Source organism: Polaribacter irgensii 23-P (assembly GCF_000153225.1).
GTDB lineage: Bacteria > Bacteroidota > Bacteroidia > Flavobacteriales > Flavobacteriaceae > Polaribacter > Polaribacter irgensii.
This window is the reverse complement of record NZ_CH724148.1, coordinates 1,131,141-1,145,319: the sequence shown is the minus strand read 5'-3', so window position 1 is coordinate 1,145,319 and position 14,179 is coordinate 1,131,141. Positions and strand designations below refer to the sequence as shown.

Annotated in this window: 15 protein-coding genes; 4 read left to right on the top strand and 11 right to left on the bottom strand. The window is 34.6% G+C overall.

Features of this window, described 5'->3' with window-relative positions; all coding sequences use genetic code 11:
• Positions 1 to 41 precede the first annotated feature (41 nt).
• Together asnS and rpoN are read left to right on the top strand one after the other, a co-directional pair.
• Positions 42 to 1,475: an asparagine--tRNA ligase gene (gene asnS / locus PI23P_RS05115; RefSeq protein WP_004569688.1), complete on the top strand. Its 1,434-nt coding sequence runs from the start codon at positions 42 to 44 to the stop codon at positions 1,473 to 1,475.
• A 23-nt stretch (positions 1,476 to 1,498) separates the two neighbouring features.
• Positions 1,499 to 2,956, top strand: coding sequence for an RNA polymerase factor sigma-54 (gene rpoN / locus PI23P_RS05110; protein WP_004569687.1), 1,458 nt, complete (start codon positions 1,499 to 1,501; stop codon positions 2,954 to 2,956).
• An 83-nt stretch (positions 2,957 to 3,039) separates the two neighbouring features.
• Here the strand turns inward: rpoN and PI23P_RS05105 are convergent, their stop codons facing one another.
• From PI23P_RS05105 to PI23P_RS05080, 6 genes are all read right to left on the bottom strand, one after another.
• Positions 3,040 to 3,717, bottom strand: a complete 678-nt coding sequence (locus PI23P_RS05105; RefSeq protein WP_004569686.1) for a porin family protein — start codon at positions 3,715 to 3,717, stop codon at positions 3,040 to 3,042.
• A gap of 106 nt (positions 3,718 to 3,823) precedes the next feature.
• Positions 3,824 to 4,291, bottom strand: a complete 468-nt coding sequence (locus tag PI23P_RS05100; RefSeq protein WP_004569685.1) for an ExbD/TolR family protein — start codon at positions 4,289 to 4,291, stop codon at positions 3,824 to 3,826.
• An 18-nt stretch (positions 4,292 to 4,309) separates the two neighbouring features.
• Positions 4,310 to 4,933 carry an ExbD/TolR family protein gene (locus PI23P_RS05095; RefSeq protein ID WP_004569684.1) on the bottom strand — a complete coding sequence of 208 codons (624 nt, stop codon included), beginning with the start codon at positions 4,931 to 4,933 and terminating at the stop codon, positions 4,310 to 4,312.
• Between the two features lie 4 nt (positions 4,934 to 4,937).
• Positions 4,938 to 5,408, bottom strand: coding sequence for a hypothetical protein (locus tag PI23P_RS05090; RefSeq protein WP_004569683.1), 471 nt, complete (start codon positions 5,406 to 5,408; stop codon positions 4,938 to 4,940).
• 7 nt (positions 5,409 to 5,415) lie between these two features.
• A complete protein-coding gene (locus PI23P_RS05085; protein WP_004569682.1) occupies positions 5,416 to 6,138 on the bottom strand; it encodes a MotA/TolQ/ExbB proton channel family protein in 723 nt (240 codons plus the stop codon).
• 214 nt (positions 6,139 to 6,352) lie between these two features.
• Complete coding sequence (locus tag PI23P_RS05080; RefSeq protein WP_004569681.1) at positions 6,353 to 7,390, bottom strand: asparaginase; 1,038 nt, start codon at positions 7,388 to 7,390, stop codon at positions 6,353 to 6,355.
• A gap of 95 nt (positions 7,391 to 7,485) precedes the next feature.
• Here PI23P_RS05080 and PI23P_RS05075 point away from each other — a divergent pair, with 95 nt between their 5' ends.
• On the top strand, positions 7,486 to 8,184 hold the full coding sequence (locus PI23P_RS05075; RefSeq protein ID WP_026288398.1) for a zinc metallopeptidase: 699 nt from the start codon (positions 7,486 to 7,488) through the stop codon (positions 8,182 to 8,184).
• Between the two features lie 361 nt (positions 8,185 to 8,545).
• Here the strand turns inward: PI23P_RS05075 and lepA are convergent, their stop codons facing one another.
• Together lepA and PI23P_RS05065 are read right to left on the bottom strand one after the other, a co-directional pair.
• Positions 8,546 to 10,342: a translation elongation factor 4 gene (gene lepA, locus PI23P_RS05070; protein WP_004569678.1), complete on the bottom strand. Its 1,797-nt coding sequence runs from the start codon at positions 10,340 to 10,342 to the stop codon at positions 8,546 to 8,548.
• A gap of 89 nt (positions 10,343 to 10,431) precedes the next feature.
• Positions 10,432 to 10,728, bottom strand: coding sequence for a hypothetical protein (locus tag PI23P_RS05065; protein WP_004569677.1), 297 nt, complete (start codon positions 10,726 to 10,728; stop codon positions 10,432 to 10,434).
• A gap of 321 nt (positions 10,729 to 11,049) precedes the next feature.
• Here PI23P_RS05065 and dusB point away from each other — a divergent pair, with 321 nt between their 5' ends.
• A complete protein-coding gene (gene dusB, locus PI23P_RS05060) occupies positions 11,050 to 12,051 on the top strand; it encodes a tRNA dihydrouridine synthase DusB (protein ID WP_004569676.1) in 1,002 nt (333 codons plus the stop codon).
• 2 nt (positions 12,052 to 12,053) lie between these two features.
• On the opposite strand, the gene PI23P_RS05055 is transcribed toward dusB, so the two are convergent.
• The 3 genes from PI23P_RS05055 to PI23P_RS05045 all read right to left on the bottom strand — a co-directional run bounded on the left by PI23P_RS05055 (position 12,054) and on the right by PI23P_RS05045 (position 14,161).
• Positions 12,054 to 13,256 carry an ABC transporter permease gene (locus PI23P_RS05055; protein ID WP_018941895.1) on the bottom strand — a complete coding sequence of 401 codons (1,203 nt, stop codon included), beginning with the start codon at positions 13,254 to 13,256 and terminating at the stop codon, positions 12,054 to 12,056.
• A 10-nt stretch (positions 13,257 to 13,266) separates the two neighbouring features.
• The gene (rbfA, locus tag PI23P_RS05050; protein WP_004569674.1) at positions 13,267 to 13,662 is read right to left on the bottom strand and encodes a 30S ribosome-binding factor RbfA; all 396 of its coding nucleotides are present in this window, start codon (positions 13,660 to 13,662) and stop codon (positions 13,267 to 13,269) included.
• 205 nt (positions 13,663 to 13,867) lie between these two features.
• Positions 13,868 to 14,161, bottom strand: coding sequence for a hypothetical protein (locus PI23P_RS05045; protein WP_004569673.1), 294 nt, complete (start codon positions 14,159 to 14,161; stop codon positions 13,868 to 13,870).
• Positions 14,162 to 14,179 lie beyond the last annotated feature (18 nt).

Below are 14,179 nucleotides of genomic sequence, written 5' to 3'. Positions count from 1 at the left end.
CACAATAAGAAAATTGCTTTCTTACAAATTATACTCACACAATGATAAAAAATACAGTAAAAGAATTATTAATTTCTGGACAAATATTGCAAGAGGTGGTTCTCAAGGGATGGGTTAGAACCTTTAGAAGTAATCGTTTTATTGCTCTAAATGATGGTTCAACTATTCACAACATACAATGTGTAATTGACTTTGAAAACACTTCAGAAGAAACCTTAAAAAGAATCACAACCGGAGCTGCAGTTTGCGTAAAAGGAACTCTGTTAGAAAGTCAAGGAAAAGGACAGTCTTTAGAGCTACAGGTTCTTGAAATAGAAATTTTAGGAGATTCTAATCCTGACGAATATCCGATTCAACCCAAGAAACATAGTTTTGAATTCTTAAGAGAAAATGCGCACTTGCGCATTCGTACAAACACTTTTAGTGCTGTAATGAGAGTGCGCTCTAAGCTCTCTTTTGCAGTGCACAAATACTTTCAAGACAATGGTTTTAATTACGTAAACACACCTATTGTTACAGGCTCTGATGCGGAGGGTGCTGGAGAAATGTTTAGAGTTACTTCTTTCGAAGATAACAAAGCACCAGTTACAGAAGATGGGAAAATAGATTATACCAAAGACTTTTTTGGAAAAGAAACCAATCTTACCGTTTCAGGACAACTAGAAGCAGAAGCCTATGCCATGGCTCTCGGAAAGGTATACACTTTTGGCCCTACTTTTAGAGCGGAAAACTCAAATACTACGCGGCATTTAGCAGAATTTTGGATGATAGAGCCCGAAGTTGCCTTTATGGACTTGGATGGTAACATGGACTTAGCTGAAGATTTCATAAAATCAGTTTTAACATATGTTTTAGAACACTGTAAAGACGATTTAGCCTTTTTAGATGAACGTTTTGTGCAAGAAGAAAAAGCAAAGCCACAACTGCAAAGAAGCGAGATGAGTCTATTAGAAAAACTAAAATTTGTTGCCGACAATAATTTTAAAAGGGTCTCTTACACAGAAGCAATAGACATTCTGAGAAACTCGAAGCCAAATAAAAAGAAAAAATTTCAATACCCTATTAACGCATGGGGAGCAGATTTACAATCTGAACATGAGCGTTTTTTAGTTGAAAAACACTTTAAATGTCCAGTGATACTCTTTGACTACCCAGCCGATATTAAAGCATTTTATATGCGTTTAAATGAAGATGGAAAAACAGTTAGAGCCATGGACGTTTTATTTCCTGGAATTGGAGAAATGGTTGGTGGTGCACAACGTGAGGAACGCTATGATGTATTAATAGCAAAAATGAAAGCGATGCATATTGACGAGAAAGAGCTTTGGTGGTATTTAGATTTGAGAAAATTTGGAACAGCCGTGCATTCTGGATTTGGACTAGGATTTGAAAGATTGGTTCAATTTACCACAGGGATGGGAAACATAAGAGATGTTATACCCTTTCCGAGAACACCACAAAATGCAGATTTTTAATCAGATTTTTGTATCTTTAAAACATGCTTAAACAAGGCTTACAATATAAACTTTTACAAAAATTATCTCCTCAACAAATTCAATTGATGAAGTTAATTCAATTGCCTACACAAGCATTCGAGGAGCGCTTAAAATTAGAAATTGAAGAAAACCCCGCTCTAGACACTGGAAAAGAAGCTTCTAATGAATTAGATGATGATTTATCAAATGAATTTGACGACGATCGAACTGAAAAAAAAGAAAGTGAAGATCTCAATATTGAAGATTATTTAAGTGATGACGAGATTCCTAATTACAAAACACAAGCAAACAACTATTCTGCAGATGATGAAGAAAAAAACATTCCGTATGCCGCGGGCACTAGTTTTCACCAATCCTTAGAAAGTCAGTTAAATACATTTCGATTAAACGACGAAGAATATGCGATCGCAGAGTTTTTATTGGGAAGTATAGATGACAGTGGCTACATACGAAGAGCACTTATAGATATCGTTGATGATTTGGCTTTTACCGAAAATATTTTTACAACAGAAACGGTTGTAATCAGTATTCTTAAAAAGGTAATTCAAACATTAGATCCTATTGGAGTTGGTGCCAGAAACTTAAGAGAATGTTTAATTATACAGCTCAAAGCAAAAGATAAAACAAAGTTTAGAAGCATCGCTATTGAAGTTTTAGAGGATGCCTTTGACCATTTTGTAAAAAAGCATTATCAAAAGCTGCAAGAGAAATTTACAGTATCGGAAGCTGAATTAAAAGAAGTTATTCAGGAAATTTCTAAGTTAAACCCAAAGCCAGGAAGTTCTTATGCTGGTAACAATAAAATTGCAGAACAGATTGTTCCAGACTTTTCTATAAAACTTTTAGACGGTGAGTTAGACTTAGTTCTAAACTCAAGAAATGCACCAGAATTGCATATTTCAAGGGAATACAACAACATGCTAAAAGGATACCAAGAATCAACTATAAAATCTAAGTCACAAAAGGATGCCGTGTTTTTCATCAAACAGAAGCTAGATGCTGCAAAATGGTTTATCGACGCCATACGTCAACGTCAACAGACACTTTTAGTAACGATGAACACGATCATGGTCTATCAATATGACTACTTTCTAACCGGCGATGAGCGCAAGTTAAGACCAATGATTTTAAAAGATATTGCTGATAGAATCAATATGGATATTTCCACAGTATCCCGAGTTGCAAATAGTAAATATGTTTCCACACCTTATGGAACCAAACTGATCAAAGAATTCTTTTCTGAATCCATGAAAAATGACCAGGGAGAAGACGTTTCTACAAAAGAAATTAAAAAAATATTAGAAACTGTAATTGCGGAAGAGAATAAAAAGAAACCCCTCACAGATGAACGACTGGCTGTTCTATTAAAAGAAAAAGGCTATCCCATCGCGCGTAGAACCGTTGCCAAATATCGAGAACAATTGGACCTATCTGTTGCAAGATTGCGTAAAGAAATATAGAAACTATTGCTAATCAAAAGCAAAACGCAATATCGATATAAATGTCAACAGTGTATTCGCACTCACATTTTAGCTAGATAGCTTTATAAGATATAAAAAATTAAGCCAAATTTTATAATTTTCGAATCCACGACCTCTTCGTTTATCGCAGCCTTCTCAAATAATGGTGTTATTCCATAGAATAAATGCACATTAAAGGCATCATAACCGGCGGACATGGTCAGTCCATATTGCCATCTGTTATAAGCCGATACGTTCTCATACTGATACGACGTCGCGTTTGCATCTATGTATTCAAAATTATTCTTTAAGTTGTACAATGCCTTTACCCCTGCATATACTCTCCAAAAACTGTACTTCAAGGCTGTTGAACTTCTCCACCTAAACTCAAATGGTAGCTCCAAATTATGAGAAGTAAAAATATTTTTAGAAATCGAATTCGCACTATCAAAAACAGTATTTTCAGCAACCTCATCTACCCTTAATTCGTGATTAAAGAAATCATACCCGTAACCAACCCCAGCTGCAACAGCGATTGTACCCTTTTTATTTAAAGACACATCTTTTATAAAACCCCCTGAAAAACCATATGAAAAACCACTTTTTGTAATCCTAGAAGGCTGTCCAATTAACTGATTATAAGAGACCGATATATACACCTGATCCTCGGCATATGCATCTCCCAAGCGCAAGGTATTTTTCTGCCCAAATGCCAGCATCGGAATTGTCAATAAAATTATTAAGATAATACGACCTCTCATAAAAATACGATTGAAGGATAAAGATACACTAATTCCTTTTTTATAAAAAAGCAAAAAAAAAAGGATAATTCGAAAGAATTATCCTTTTTAAAAACTATAGTTCAAATTAATTATCAACTGCTTTTGAAGCTGAATAACTAATTTTCAAAGCGTTTGCATCTCTTAATTTTAATCGAATATCTATAATCGTACCCACGTTAGACTCTTTATCTGCCTTTATTGATGTTGTCATAAATGGCACTTCCGCTTCTGATACTTTAGATCTAGAATTAATAATAAAAGCAGGTACATCTGCTGCAGTTGCAATCTTGTCGTTTAATTGTATTCTATTGAACCCCACTCCATGTCTGGCTGGATCCTTAGATTTACCAACATAGATTGTACTTACCAAACTTTTATGCTCTAGCTTTTGTACTTCTGTAGCACTTGGTAATTTTGGATTCTCTAATTTTAAATCAGTCTCTCTCATAGTAGTAGTTACCATAAAGAAAAACAACAACATAAAAACGATGTCTGGCAAAGAAGCTGTATTTACCGCTGGCATACCCTTTTTCTTTTTTCTAAATTTAGACATATTATTTTATTTTAAAAATTAATTTGATGTTGGTTCCGCATCCGAAATAATTTCAGGATAACTATTCTTAATATCCTCTACTTTCTTCTTCAACTCTAAATTATTCCGATCCTCTTTATAAGACTCTTCTAATTCTACAAACGAAATTCCGTACCGTTGCTTAGAAAGTCTATCCCGAAGAACAGAATATGCCTTTATCAGTTCGTCTTGAACTTTTAAATAGGTTCCATATTCTGTACCTCTGTCACTTTGAACCGAAATAATTGCTTTGTTCGGATGATCTGAAGAACTAATGCTCCTCTCCCCTTGACAATATGTACAAGGACCCGTTACAACTCCTTCATCTATTTTACCTTCACCACCACCATTGTCTATAAAAGCCATTGCAGTAATTTTAAGATCCTTAATATCCATTCGCTCTCCCTCTACAAGAAGATCATTATTTCTATTAATATTTACCTCAAAAATATTCTTTTCCTTTATAATTGGTGGTACGTAATCTTCTGGTGGTTTTTCAGATAACTTTTTAGAAACACCCGAATCTACATTCATCGTTGTTGTTACTAAAAAGAATATTAATAACAAGAAGGCAATGTCTGCCATAGAACCTGCATTAATTTCTGGATTCTCTCTTCTTGCCATAAATTTATGATTTTATTAAACCTTTCACTAAATCGAATACAAAAAAACCAAAACCAATTAAGCCTAATATAACGCTAAACCAAATTCCTGTTCCTGTCAATTGATTGATCGTTGCACCTGCTTCTCCTCCTTCTAATACCTTGTCTGCATTGTCTAGCACAACATTACTATCTGCTAAAAAATAAGCAATTACAAATAAAACACCCAAAGCTAACAAACTAAATAAAGTTTTCTTTAAGTTTTCTGGATTTTTAAACAAGCCCCACATGGACAAAACAATTGTTACGAGTACTACCCCGTAAAATAAGTACTGAGAAAAAGAAACCAATGGGCTCACAACATTATTCTGAACCAACACGTCATTTTTCACAGCATCTTCTCCCGCCATTAGCACCCTTCCCAATAGGATAATACCAATTAAAGCGAGTCCCGTCACAACATATGTGATAATTTTTGAAAATTTATTATCTGTCATAATAAAATTATTTTTTAAATTTTACTAGCATGTCTATCAACTGAATAGACGCATCTTCCATATTATTTACAATACTGTCAATTTTAGACACAATGTAATTATAAAAAACTTGCAAAATAATTGCAACTACCAAACCAAATACGGTTGTTAACAAGGCAACTTTAATACCTACGGCAACTACAGAAGGAGAAATGTCATTTGCTTGTGCAATTGCATCAAAGGCTCCAATCATACCAATTACTGTACCCATAAAACCTAACATAGGAGCTAAAGCAATAAATAAAGACAACCAAGAAACATTCTTCTCTAAAAGTCCCATTTGAACTCCACCGTAAGAAACTACTGCTTTTTCTGCACTTTCCACGCCTTCATCTGCTCTGTCTAAACCCTGGTAAAAGATAGATGCAACAGGCCCTTTTGTATTTCTACAAACCTCTTTTGCCGCTTCTACACCTCCGGAGCTTAAAGCCTCATCAACATCTGCTACTAGCTTTTTAGTGTTTGTTGTTGCTAAGTTTAAATAAATAATTCTTTCAATTGCAATTGCCAAACCTAAAATTAAGGCGACTAGTACAATTCCCATAAATACGGGACCACCTTCTATAAAACGTAGTTTTAATTCTTGGTGAAAAGTTCTTGACTCTGCTGTTGCATCTTGTGCAAAAGTTGATTGAATAGCTCCAAAAAACATGAATCCTGTTACAGATAGGACATTTACTACTTTTTTCATCTTTGTTATAATTAATTTAATAGTTAACGGGTTAAAGATATAAATTTTTCATTTCACACAAATAGAATATATATACTTTTTACAACTAATAATAATATATTTGTCTTGAATAGAACGGCAAGTAACAAAAAAATTGTTGCTCCTCAAAAATAAATCCATCTAATTTGTGTAAAAATAATATTTTTATTTCAGTTGCATAATTTGACCAAAATATTTATTTCTCACTTATCTCACCTCTTAAAGATTTCTGAAAATATAGTTTAAAAGCTTCTGCATCCAAATCTTCGCTCAGTAAATACATTAATTTAGCAATTGCGGACTCCGTTGTAATATCTATTCCTCCGATCACTCCAATCGATTTTAAACCAAGACTAGTGTCATAATGACCTAGAATTACACTCCCTCCTGAACACTGTGTTACATTGATAATTTTTATACCATTTTGTATGGCTTTCTCAATAAGGTCTAAAAACCAAGGTTTGTTCGGTGCATTTCCAGCTCCGTAGGTTTCTAACACAACCCCTTTTAAGTGCTGTATAGATAAAATTGCTTTCACCACCTCTGCAGTAATTCCTGGAAACAATTTTAAAATAACAACATCTGTTACCAATTTCTTCCGAATAACAAGCGCGCTCTTGGCGCGTATTGGTTGCGATAATAAGTGCTCATTGAAGTTTAAATGAACACCACTTTCTGCCAAGGCAGGATAATTCTTTGATGCAAACGCCTCAAACTGTTCTGCACTTATTTTTGTAGTTCTATTTGCTCTATATAGTTTGTATTCAAAATACAAACAGACTTCAGAAATTATGGGTACATCCTTTTTTCTTGAAGCGGCAATTTCGATAGAGGTAATTAAGTTTTCTTTAGCGTCTGTTCTTAAGTCTCCAATAGGCAATTGGGACCCAGTAAAAATAATAGGCTTTTGTAAATTCTCTATCATAAAACTAATTGCAGAAGAAGTGTAAGACATTGTGTCTGAACCTGTAAGTATTACAAAACCATCAACCCTGCTATAATTTGTTTCAATAATCTCAAGAATATCAACATAGTATGTTGTATTCATGTTGGATGAATCTATTGGTTCCTTAAAAGAAACACTTTCTATTTCACAATCTAACTGCTCTAATTCTGGAATTTTATCTATGATACGACTAAAATCAAATGCTCGCAAAGCCTTTGTTTGGTAATCTTTTACCATTCCAATAGTCCCTCCAGTATATACAATAAGAATCTTGGGTTTGTTTGTCATTTTGTCATTTTAATACACCAAATTATAAATTGGAATACTTTATGTTGTAAATTTATTAAACTAAAACCAAATACAATTTTAAAACAATATAAATTATGATGCAGTTCTATATTCTAATTGGCCTAATCTCCTTGGTAAGCTGGTGGATAAGCAATAAACTTAAGAGTAAGTTTGAAAAATATTCGTTGGTTCAGCTTCGCAACGGAATGAGTGGTGCCGAAATTGCAGAAAAAATGCTAGCTGATAACGGTATTTTTAATGTCAAAGTAATCTCAACACCAGGTAGATTAACGGATCATTACAACCCGAAAGACAAAACGGTTAACCTAAGTGAATCTGTTTACAATCAGAGAAATATCGCTGCTGCGGCTGTTGCTGCGCATGAAGTAGGGCATGCAGTGCAACACGAAAAAGCGTATAGCTATCTGACAATGCGATCTAAATTAGTCCCTATTGTCAGTCTCACTTCTAAATTTTCGCAATGGCTCGTTATTGGTGGTCTTATTTTAGGTGCTGCTTCTGAAGCAACTGGAATTGGATTCTACATTGCTGTAACTGGTCTAATTTTTATGGGATTTGCAACTGTTTTTAGTTTTATAACATTGCCTGTTGAATATGACGCAAGCAACAGAGCTTTGGCTTGGCTACAGAGCAAAAATATGGTTTCACAGCAAGAATTGGTGGGTGCTAAAGATGCGCTCAAGTGGGCTGCAAGAACTTATTTAGTTGCTGCATTGGGTTCTCTTGCGATGCTTCTATATTGGGGAATGAGCATCTTAGGAGGTAGAGACTAAAATGCTTATACTGTTTGGTTTCTCAATCAACTTCTTACAATGAAAAAAGCTTCGGTTTATCGAAGCTTTTTTCATTGCAAGAAGATAGTTCTTTTAGATTGTACCTAAAATTAAAACCAAGAATGCCTAAAAAAAATCAAAAAACACCTTCTTTATTTTTTAAAAAAGAGCGTTTTTTTTATATTTAAACAGCAGCACTTCTTTTCTTCAATCTGATTGGCATTGCCTCAAAAATAACATCCCTAACAATAGCAACTATAATGACCAAAAAAATATTTGAAAGGGATACAAATAAACTTACTATTGCCGCATTGACAAATGCAATGAAAAAGACAAATATTTGAATTTAATCATGCTCGTTTTAGTCATTCAATTTTAGAACGGCCATAAATGCCTCTTGTGGGATTTCTACATTCCCCACTTGACGCATTCTCTTCTTCCCTTTTTTCTGCTTTTCCAGCAACTTTCGCTTTCTAGAGATATCTCCTCCATAACATTTTGCAGTTACATCTTTACGAAGTGCTTTTGTAGTTTCCCTTGCAATAATTTTTGCACCAATTGCTGCTTGAATAGGAATATCAAACTGTTGTCTCGGCAACAACTCTTTCAGCTTCTCAACAATTCTCTTCCCAATTGAATACGCATTATCCGCGTGTAAAAGAGCTGAAAGAGCGTCTACCGGCGTACCGTTTAATAAAAGATCTACCCTTACTAATTTTGACTCTCGCATTCCAATGGGCGAATAATCAAAAGATGCATATCCTTTAGAAACTGTTTTTAAACGATCATAAAAATCAAATACAATTTCTGCCAAAGGCATGTCAAAAGTTAGTTCTACTCTCTCAGTTGTTAAGTATGTTTGGTTGGTAATTTCCCCACGTTTTTCAATACACAGACTCATTACTTGACCCACAAAATCTGACTTCGTAATAATACTTGCTTTTATAAAGGGTTCCTCTACTCTGTCTAATCTGGATGGATCTGGTAAATCGGTAGGATTGTTTAAGAGCAATATCTCATTTGGATTTTTCTTGGTATACGCATGGTAAGATACATTGGGCACTGTGGTAATCACCGTCATATTAAATTCACGCTCTAGACGTTCTTGAATGATTTCCATGTGCAGCATTCCTAAGAATCCGCAACGAAATCCAAAACCTAAAGCAGCGGAACTTTCCGGCACAAACACCAAAGAAGCATCATTCAATTGCAACTTTTCCATAGAATACCGCAACTCTTCATAATCTTCTGTATCCACAGGATATATTCCTGCAAAAACCATTGGCTTCACATTTTCAAAACCAACAATACTTTCTTTTGTTGGATTGGCAGCATCTGTAATAGTGTCTCCTACTTTGACCTCTTTTGCAGTTTTAATTCCTGTAACTAAATACCCTACATCACCAGTTTTTACTGATTTTTTGACTACCTGCTCTAACTTTAAAGTTCCTACTTCGTCAGCGATATATTCTTTATTCGTTGCAATGAATTTGATCCGTTGCCCTTTTTTAATTTCTCCATTGAAAACACGAAAATACGTTTCGATTCCTCTGTACGAATTGTATACGGAATCAAATATTAAAGCTTGTAACGGAGCATCTGGGTCTCCCTTAGGAGCTGGTATTCTTGCGATAATTGCTTCTAAAATATTTTCAACCCCAAAACCAGTCTTTCCACTTGCATGAATTACATCTTCCGGTGCACACCCTAAAAGATCTACAATATCATCGGTTACTTCTTCTGGATTTGCAGAAGGCAAATCTACTTTGTTTAAAATAGGAATAATTTCCAAATCGTTTTCTAATGCGAGGTATAAATTAGAAATTGTTTGTGCCTGTATACTTTGCGCTGCATCTACAATTAATAAAGCGCCTTCACAAGCAGCAATAGAACGCGAAACTTCGTAGGAAAAATCAACGTGCCCTGGAGTATCTATTAAGTTTAAAATATACTGCTCTCCATTGTGTGTGTAGTCCATTTGGATGGCATGAGATTTTATGGTAATTCCGCGTTCGCGTTCTAAATCCATACTATCTAATAGCTGATCTTTCTTTTCCCGATCTGTTATTGTGCCTGTAAATTCTAATAATCTATCCGCTAATGTACTTTTACCGTGATCGATATGTGCAATAATGCAAAAGTTTCTAATGTTCTTCATAGGTCGTTGTCTATCTACTTTCAGTGCGCAAAGATATGATAATTACACCCTTTGACAAATAAAAAAAATAGATTGAAGTTCACTGAACTTCAGGTTCCAAGTATCTTCAATTGTGCTTTTGCTTCATACTCATAAATTTCTTTTTTAAACTCCTCCCAATTTATAGTCTCATCGCTTGAAATATCGCATCCTTTTAGCAATGCGTTACCCACACCAGCACTTATAAAATCATTTATGACCCCTGCCCTCAACATTTTTTTTAACTCATGCTTTTTCAATCTTCCCTCATTCTCAGAATCAAAGAAACAAAGGGCCTCTTCAGGAGAATCAAACTGATTGGTAATTAAAATTCTTACTTTTCGTAAAACCGTTTCTTTAACTTCCATACTTCTAGCCTTTTTGTTTCACCTAAAGATACCTGTTTAAATTTAAAACAGGAAACCTTCGCGTTTTCCATGTCTTTTACATCTCATTAATAGAGCATGTATTTTCTTTTGAATTGCTGAAGACACTCAAGCATTGGAAACGTATCATTTTAAGAGCACATCCATCACTATCTGGTTTTATCTTAAAAAACTTTTTTTTACTCAAAATAAACACCCTTTTTAGAGCAATACCTCAGAACGTACCCACAACTTTCTTTAGGATCCTTCAGAATTTGGGTTCTCACCAATAAAAACACTAGTTTTGCAAAAAAATAAAGTATTTTGGTAAAAATAGGCAACATAGAACTCCCTGAATTTCCGCTATTATTAGCACCTATGGAAGACGTATCAGATCCCCCGTTTAGAGCATTGTGCAAAGAAAATGGTGCAGACGTTGTATATACAGAATTTATTTCTTCGGAAGGCTTAATTCGCGATGCGGCGAAAAGCTTGATGAAATTAGATATCTACGAGAAAGAGCGACCTGTAGGAATCCAGATTTTTGGAGCGAACTTAGAATCTATGTTGCGAACGATTGAGATTGTCGAAAAATCGAATCCTGATATTATCGATATTAATTTTGGTTGTCCTGTTAAAAAAGTAGTTTCTAAAGGAGCTGGCGCGGGGATATTAAAAGACATTGACTTAATGGTTTCCCTAACCGAAGCAATGGTAAAACACACCAATCTCCCCATAACAGTAAAAACACGTTTGGGCTGGGATCACGATTCTATTCGTATCGTGGAAGTTGCAGAACGCTTGCAAGATGTTGGCTGCGCTGCAATTTCTATTCATGGTAGAACCCGCGCACAAATGTATAAAGGAGAGGCAGATTGGAAACCAATTGCGGCTGTAAAAAACAACCAAAGAATGCACATTCCTGTCTTTGGGAATGGAGACGTTACTACGCCCGAAAAGGCAATGGAAATGAGAGATTCTTATGGCTTAGACGGTGCAATGATTGGGCGGGCTGCAATCGGCTACCCTTGGTTCTTTAATGAAGTAAAACACTATTTTAAAACAGGTGAACACCTAGGACAACCTACTATTGCGCAACGCGTAGAGATGGCCCGAAGACATTTACAGATGGCTATTGATTGGAAAGGTCCATTGTTAGGGGTTTTTGAAACAAGGCGACATTACACCAATTATTTTAAAGGAATTCCTCACTTTAAGGAACACCGGATGAAAATGGTTACTTCTGACGATGCAGAAAATGTTTTTAATGCATTTGACGAAGTGGAAGCAAAGTTTGGAAACCTAATTATTCCTGAAGCTATATAAATTTACTTTTCTATAAAAGATACAGAAATTCTACTGCTTGCTATTTTAGCGGCAATAAAGCCCAATATTGTAATTGTGAAAAACACAATTAGCAGATTTGAAAAGCTAAATTCTACCGGATATGCTAAATTTGGCACAATCATAAACAGCTCAAATTTCTTTTGAATAAAGACCAACACAGTCCCCAATAACAAACCCGTAGACATTCCAAAAAAAGTCAATAAGAATCCCTGAAAAATAAATATTTTTTTAATTTCTTTGAGTGTTGCTCCTAAATTAAGTAGAGTTTTTAAATTTTTCTTTTTGTCAATTATCATCATAATTATAGCCCCTATTACATTGAATAATGCAATGATCACAATCAATGTGAAAATTAAATAGGAAACGAAATTTTCGGTATTTATTACCTTATAAAACACTGCATTCAATTGGGCTTTCGTTTGTACTTTAAACATTTTACCTAAACGCATTCTTAAAAGATCAGCAACCGCGTCTGCATCTTGAGAGTCCGTTAACTTTAGCGCCAATGCTGTCACTTGATTTTCCTTAAAGTGCAATAAACTGCGAGCCTGACCAATCGATGTAAATACAAATTTACTTTCGAACTCTTCCGTGCCCTCATAAATACCTACAATTTGTGTTTCTATTTTATAAAAAGGGTTTCTAGGATTGATAAATCCTGTCCCTGGTTTTGGAACCATTATTTTTAAGGGAGCTCCATAATTTAAAATGCCAAGAGAAAGTTTATTTGAAATTCCTCTACCAACAACTGCAGTATTACTATAGTCTGTTTGAAGCCAAGTCCCTGTAGTCAAAGCAGCGTCTATTTTGGAAATTTTTGTGTAATTTTCCTCCACACCTTTGATGTAGGCAATTTCAGTTTTATCGTTGTACTCTAAAAAAACGCGCTCTTCAATAATGCTTGACGTTTCTTTGATTGAAGCATTATTTTGCAAGTCTTCTAACAAACTACGCACCACTAGAAAAGATTTGCCTTTTGTAGCTGTGATTTTTATATCTGGATCGGAAACATCTAACAAGTTGTAACTAAATGTTCTCAGTCCAGAGAAACCTGATAGAATTACAAACAATGCCAAAGAACTGACAATGACACCGAAAGACGCAATAATAGTAATAATGTTAATCGCATTATTACCAGTCTTAGAAAATAAATATCTTTTAGCTATGTAGTAGGAAAAACTCAAAGAACGTATTTTATTTTTTTCGACGTCTTTCTAGTACATCTGGATTCTTTATAGGATCCACATCATTTCCTTTTAACGACTTGTCAATTTCTTCAATATAATCTAACGTATCATCCCCGAAAAATAATAATTCTGGCATCCTTCGCAATTGATTGCGCGTTCTCTTTGCCATTTCATGACGAATCAAAGGCGTATTAGACTGAACTCCTTTTACTATTTCATCTCTATTTTCTGAAGGAAAAATACTTAAATACACTTTTGCAACTCCTAAGTCTGCTGTAACATGAACTTTAGAAACAGAGATTATGACTCCTTTCATACCATCTTGTGCTGCTTTTTGTAACACATCTACCAAATCTTTCTGTAAAACTCCTGCAATTTTACGCTGTCTGTTCGTTTCTTCCATGGCACAAAGCTACAATATTTTTATGAAGTATATCTGTTATTTTTAAAAGCACACATCACAAAACATTACAAATACTATCACAACTATTTTATAAATAATACAGAATTAACACCGCAAAATCCACTCTGCAAACACTATTTTTTGCGCATAAAAAAACCTCAAAACAAAAATGCTGTGAGGTCTATTTTTTTACTTGCTGAGGCACCTAATCCGCTAAAATAATCGCTTTATTCTCACTTAATTCTAACGTTCCAGATTTAATTTTTAAAATTAAAACGTTATCATCATCTGCGTGCACTTCTAACTTCCCATGCAAATCATCTAAAACTAAATGTTTTTGACTGTGTACATGAATTTTTATTTCGCCCTCTTTTAAAATAGCGACTATTGGTGCGTGATTGTTTAATATCTGAAACTCTCCATCGTTTCCTGGAGCTGAAAATAGATCAACTTCCGAAGAAAATAATATGGCCTCTGGTGTTACAATTTCTAAAAACATAATTTTCTATTTTTTTGT

Bases quoted from the DNA above. Each gene is read 5' to 3' on its own strand.
- lepA (WP_004569678.1), bottom strand. From the start codon at position 10,342: ATGAAGAACATTAGAAACTTTTGCATTATTGCACATATCGATCACGGT.
- PI23P_RS05105 (WP_004569686.1), bottom strand. From the start codon at position 3,717: ATGAGAGGTCGTATTATCTTAATAATTTTATTGACAATTCCGATGCTG.
- PI23P_RS05075 (WP_026288398.1), top strand. From the start codon at position 7,486: ATGATGCAGTTCTATATTCTAATTGGCCTAATCTCCTTGGTAAGCTGG.
- PI23P_RS05045 (WP_004569673.1), bottom strand. From the start codon at position 14,161: ATGTTTTTAGAAATTGTAACACCAGAGGCCATATTATTTTCTTCGGAA.
- asnS (WP_004569688.1), top strand. From the start codon at position 42: ATGATAAAAAATACAGTAAAAGAATTATTAATTTCTGGACAAATATTG.
- PI23P_RS05100 (WP_004569685.1), bottom strand. From the start codon at position 4,291: ATGTCTAAATTTAGAAAAAAGAAAAAGGGTATGCCAGCGGTAAATACA.
- PI23P_RS05080 (WP_004569681.1), bottom strand. From the start codon at position 7,390: ATGACAAACAAACCCAAGATTCTTATTGTATATACTGGAGGGACTATT.
- PI23P_RS05095 (WP_004569684.1), bottom strand. From the start codon at position 4,933: ATGGCAAGAAGAGAGAATCCAGAAATTAATGCAGGTTCTATGGCAGAC.
- PI23P_RS05085 (WP_004569682.1), bottom strand. From the start codon at position 6,138: ATGAAAAAAGTAGTAAATGTCCTATCTGTAACAGGATTCATGTTTTTT.
- rbfA (WP_004569674.1), bottom strand. From the start codon at position 13,662: ATGGAAGAAACGAACAGACAGCGTAAAATTGCAGGAGTTTTACAGAAA.
- PI23P_RS05065 (WP_004569677.1), bottom strand. From the start codon at position 10,728: ATGGAAGTTAAAGAAACGGTTTTACGAAAAGTAAGAATTTTAATTACC.
- PI23P_RS05090 (WP_004569683.1), bottom strand. From the start codon at position 5,408: ATGACAGATAATAAATTTTCAAAAATTATCACATATGTTGTGACGGGA.
- rpoN (WP_004569687.1), top strand. From the start codon at position 1,499: ATGCTTAAACAAGGCTTACAATATAAACTTTTACAAAAATTATCTCCT.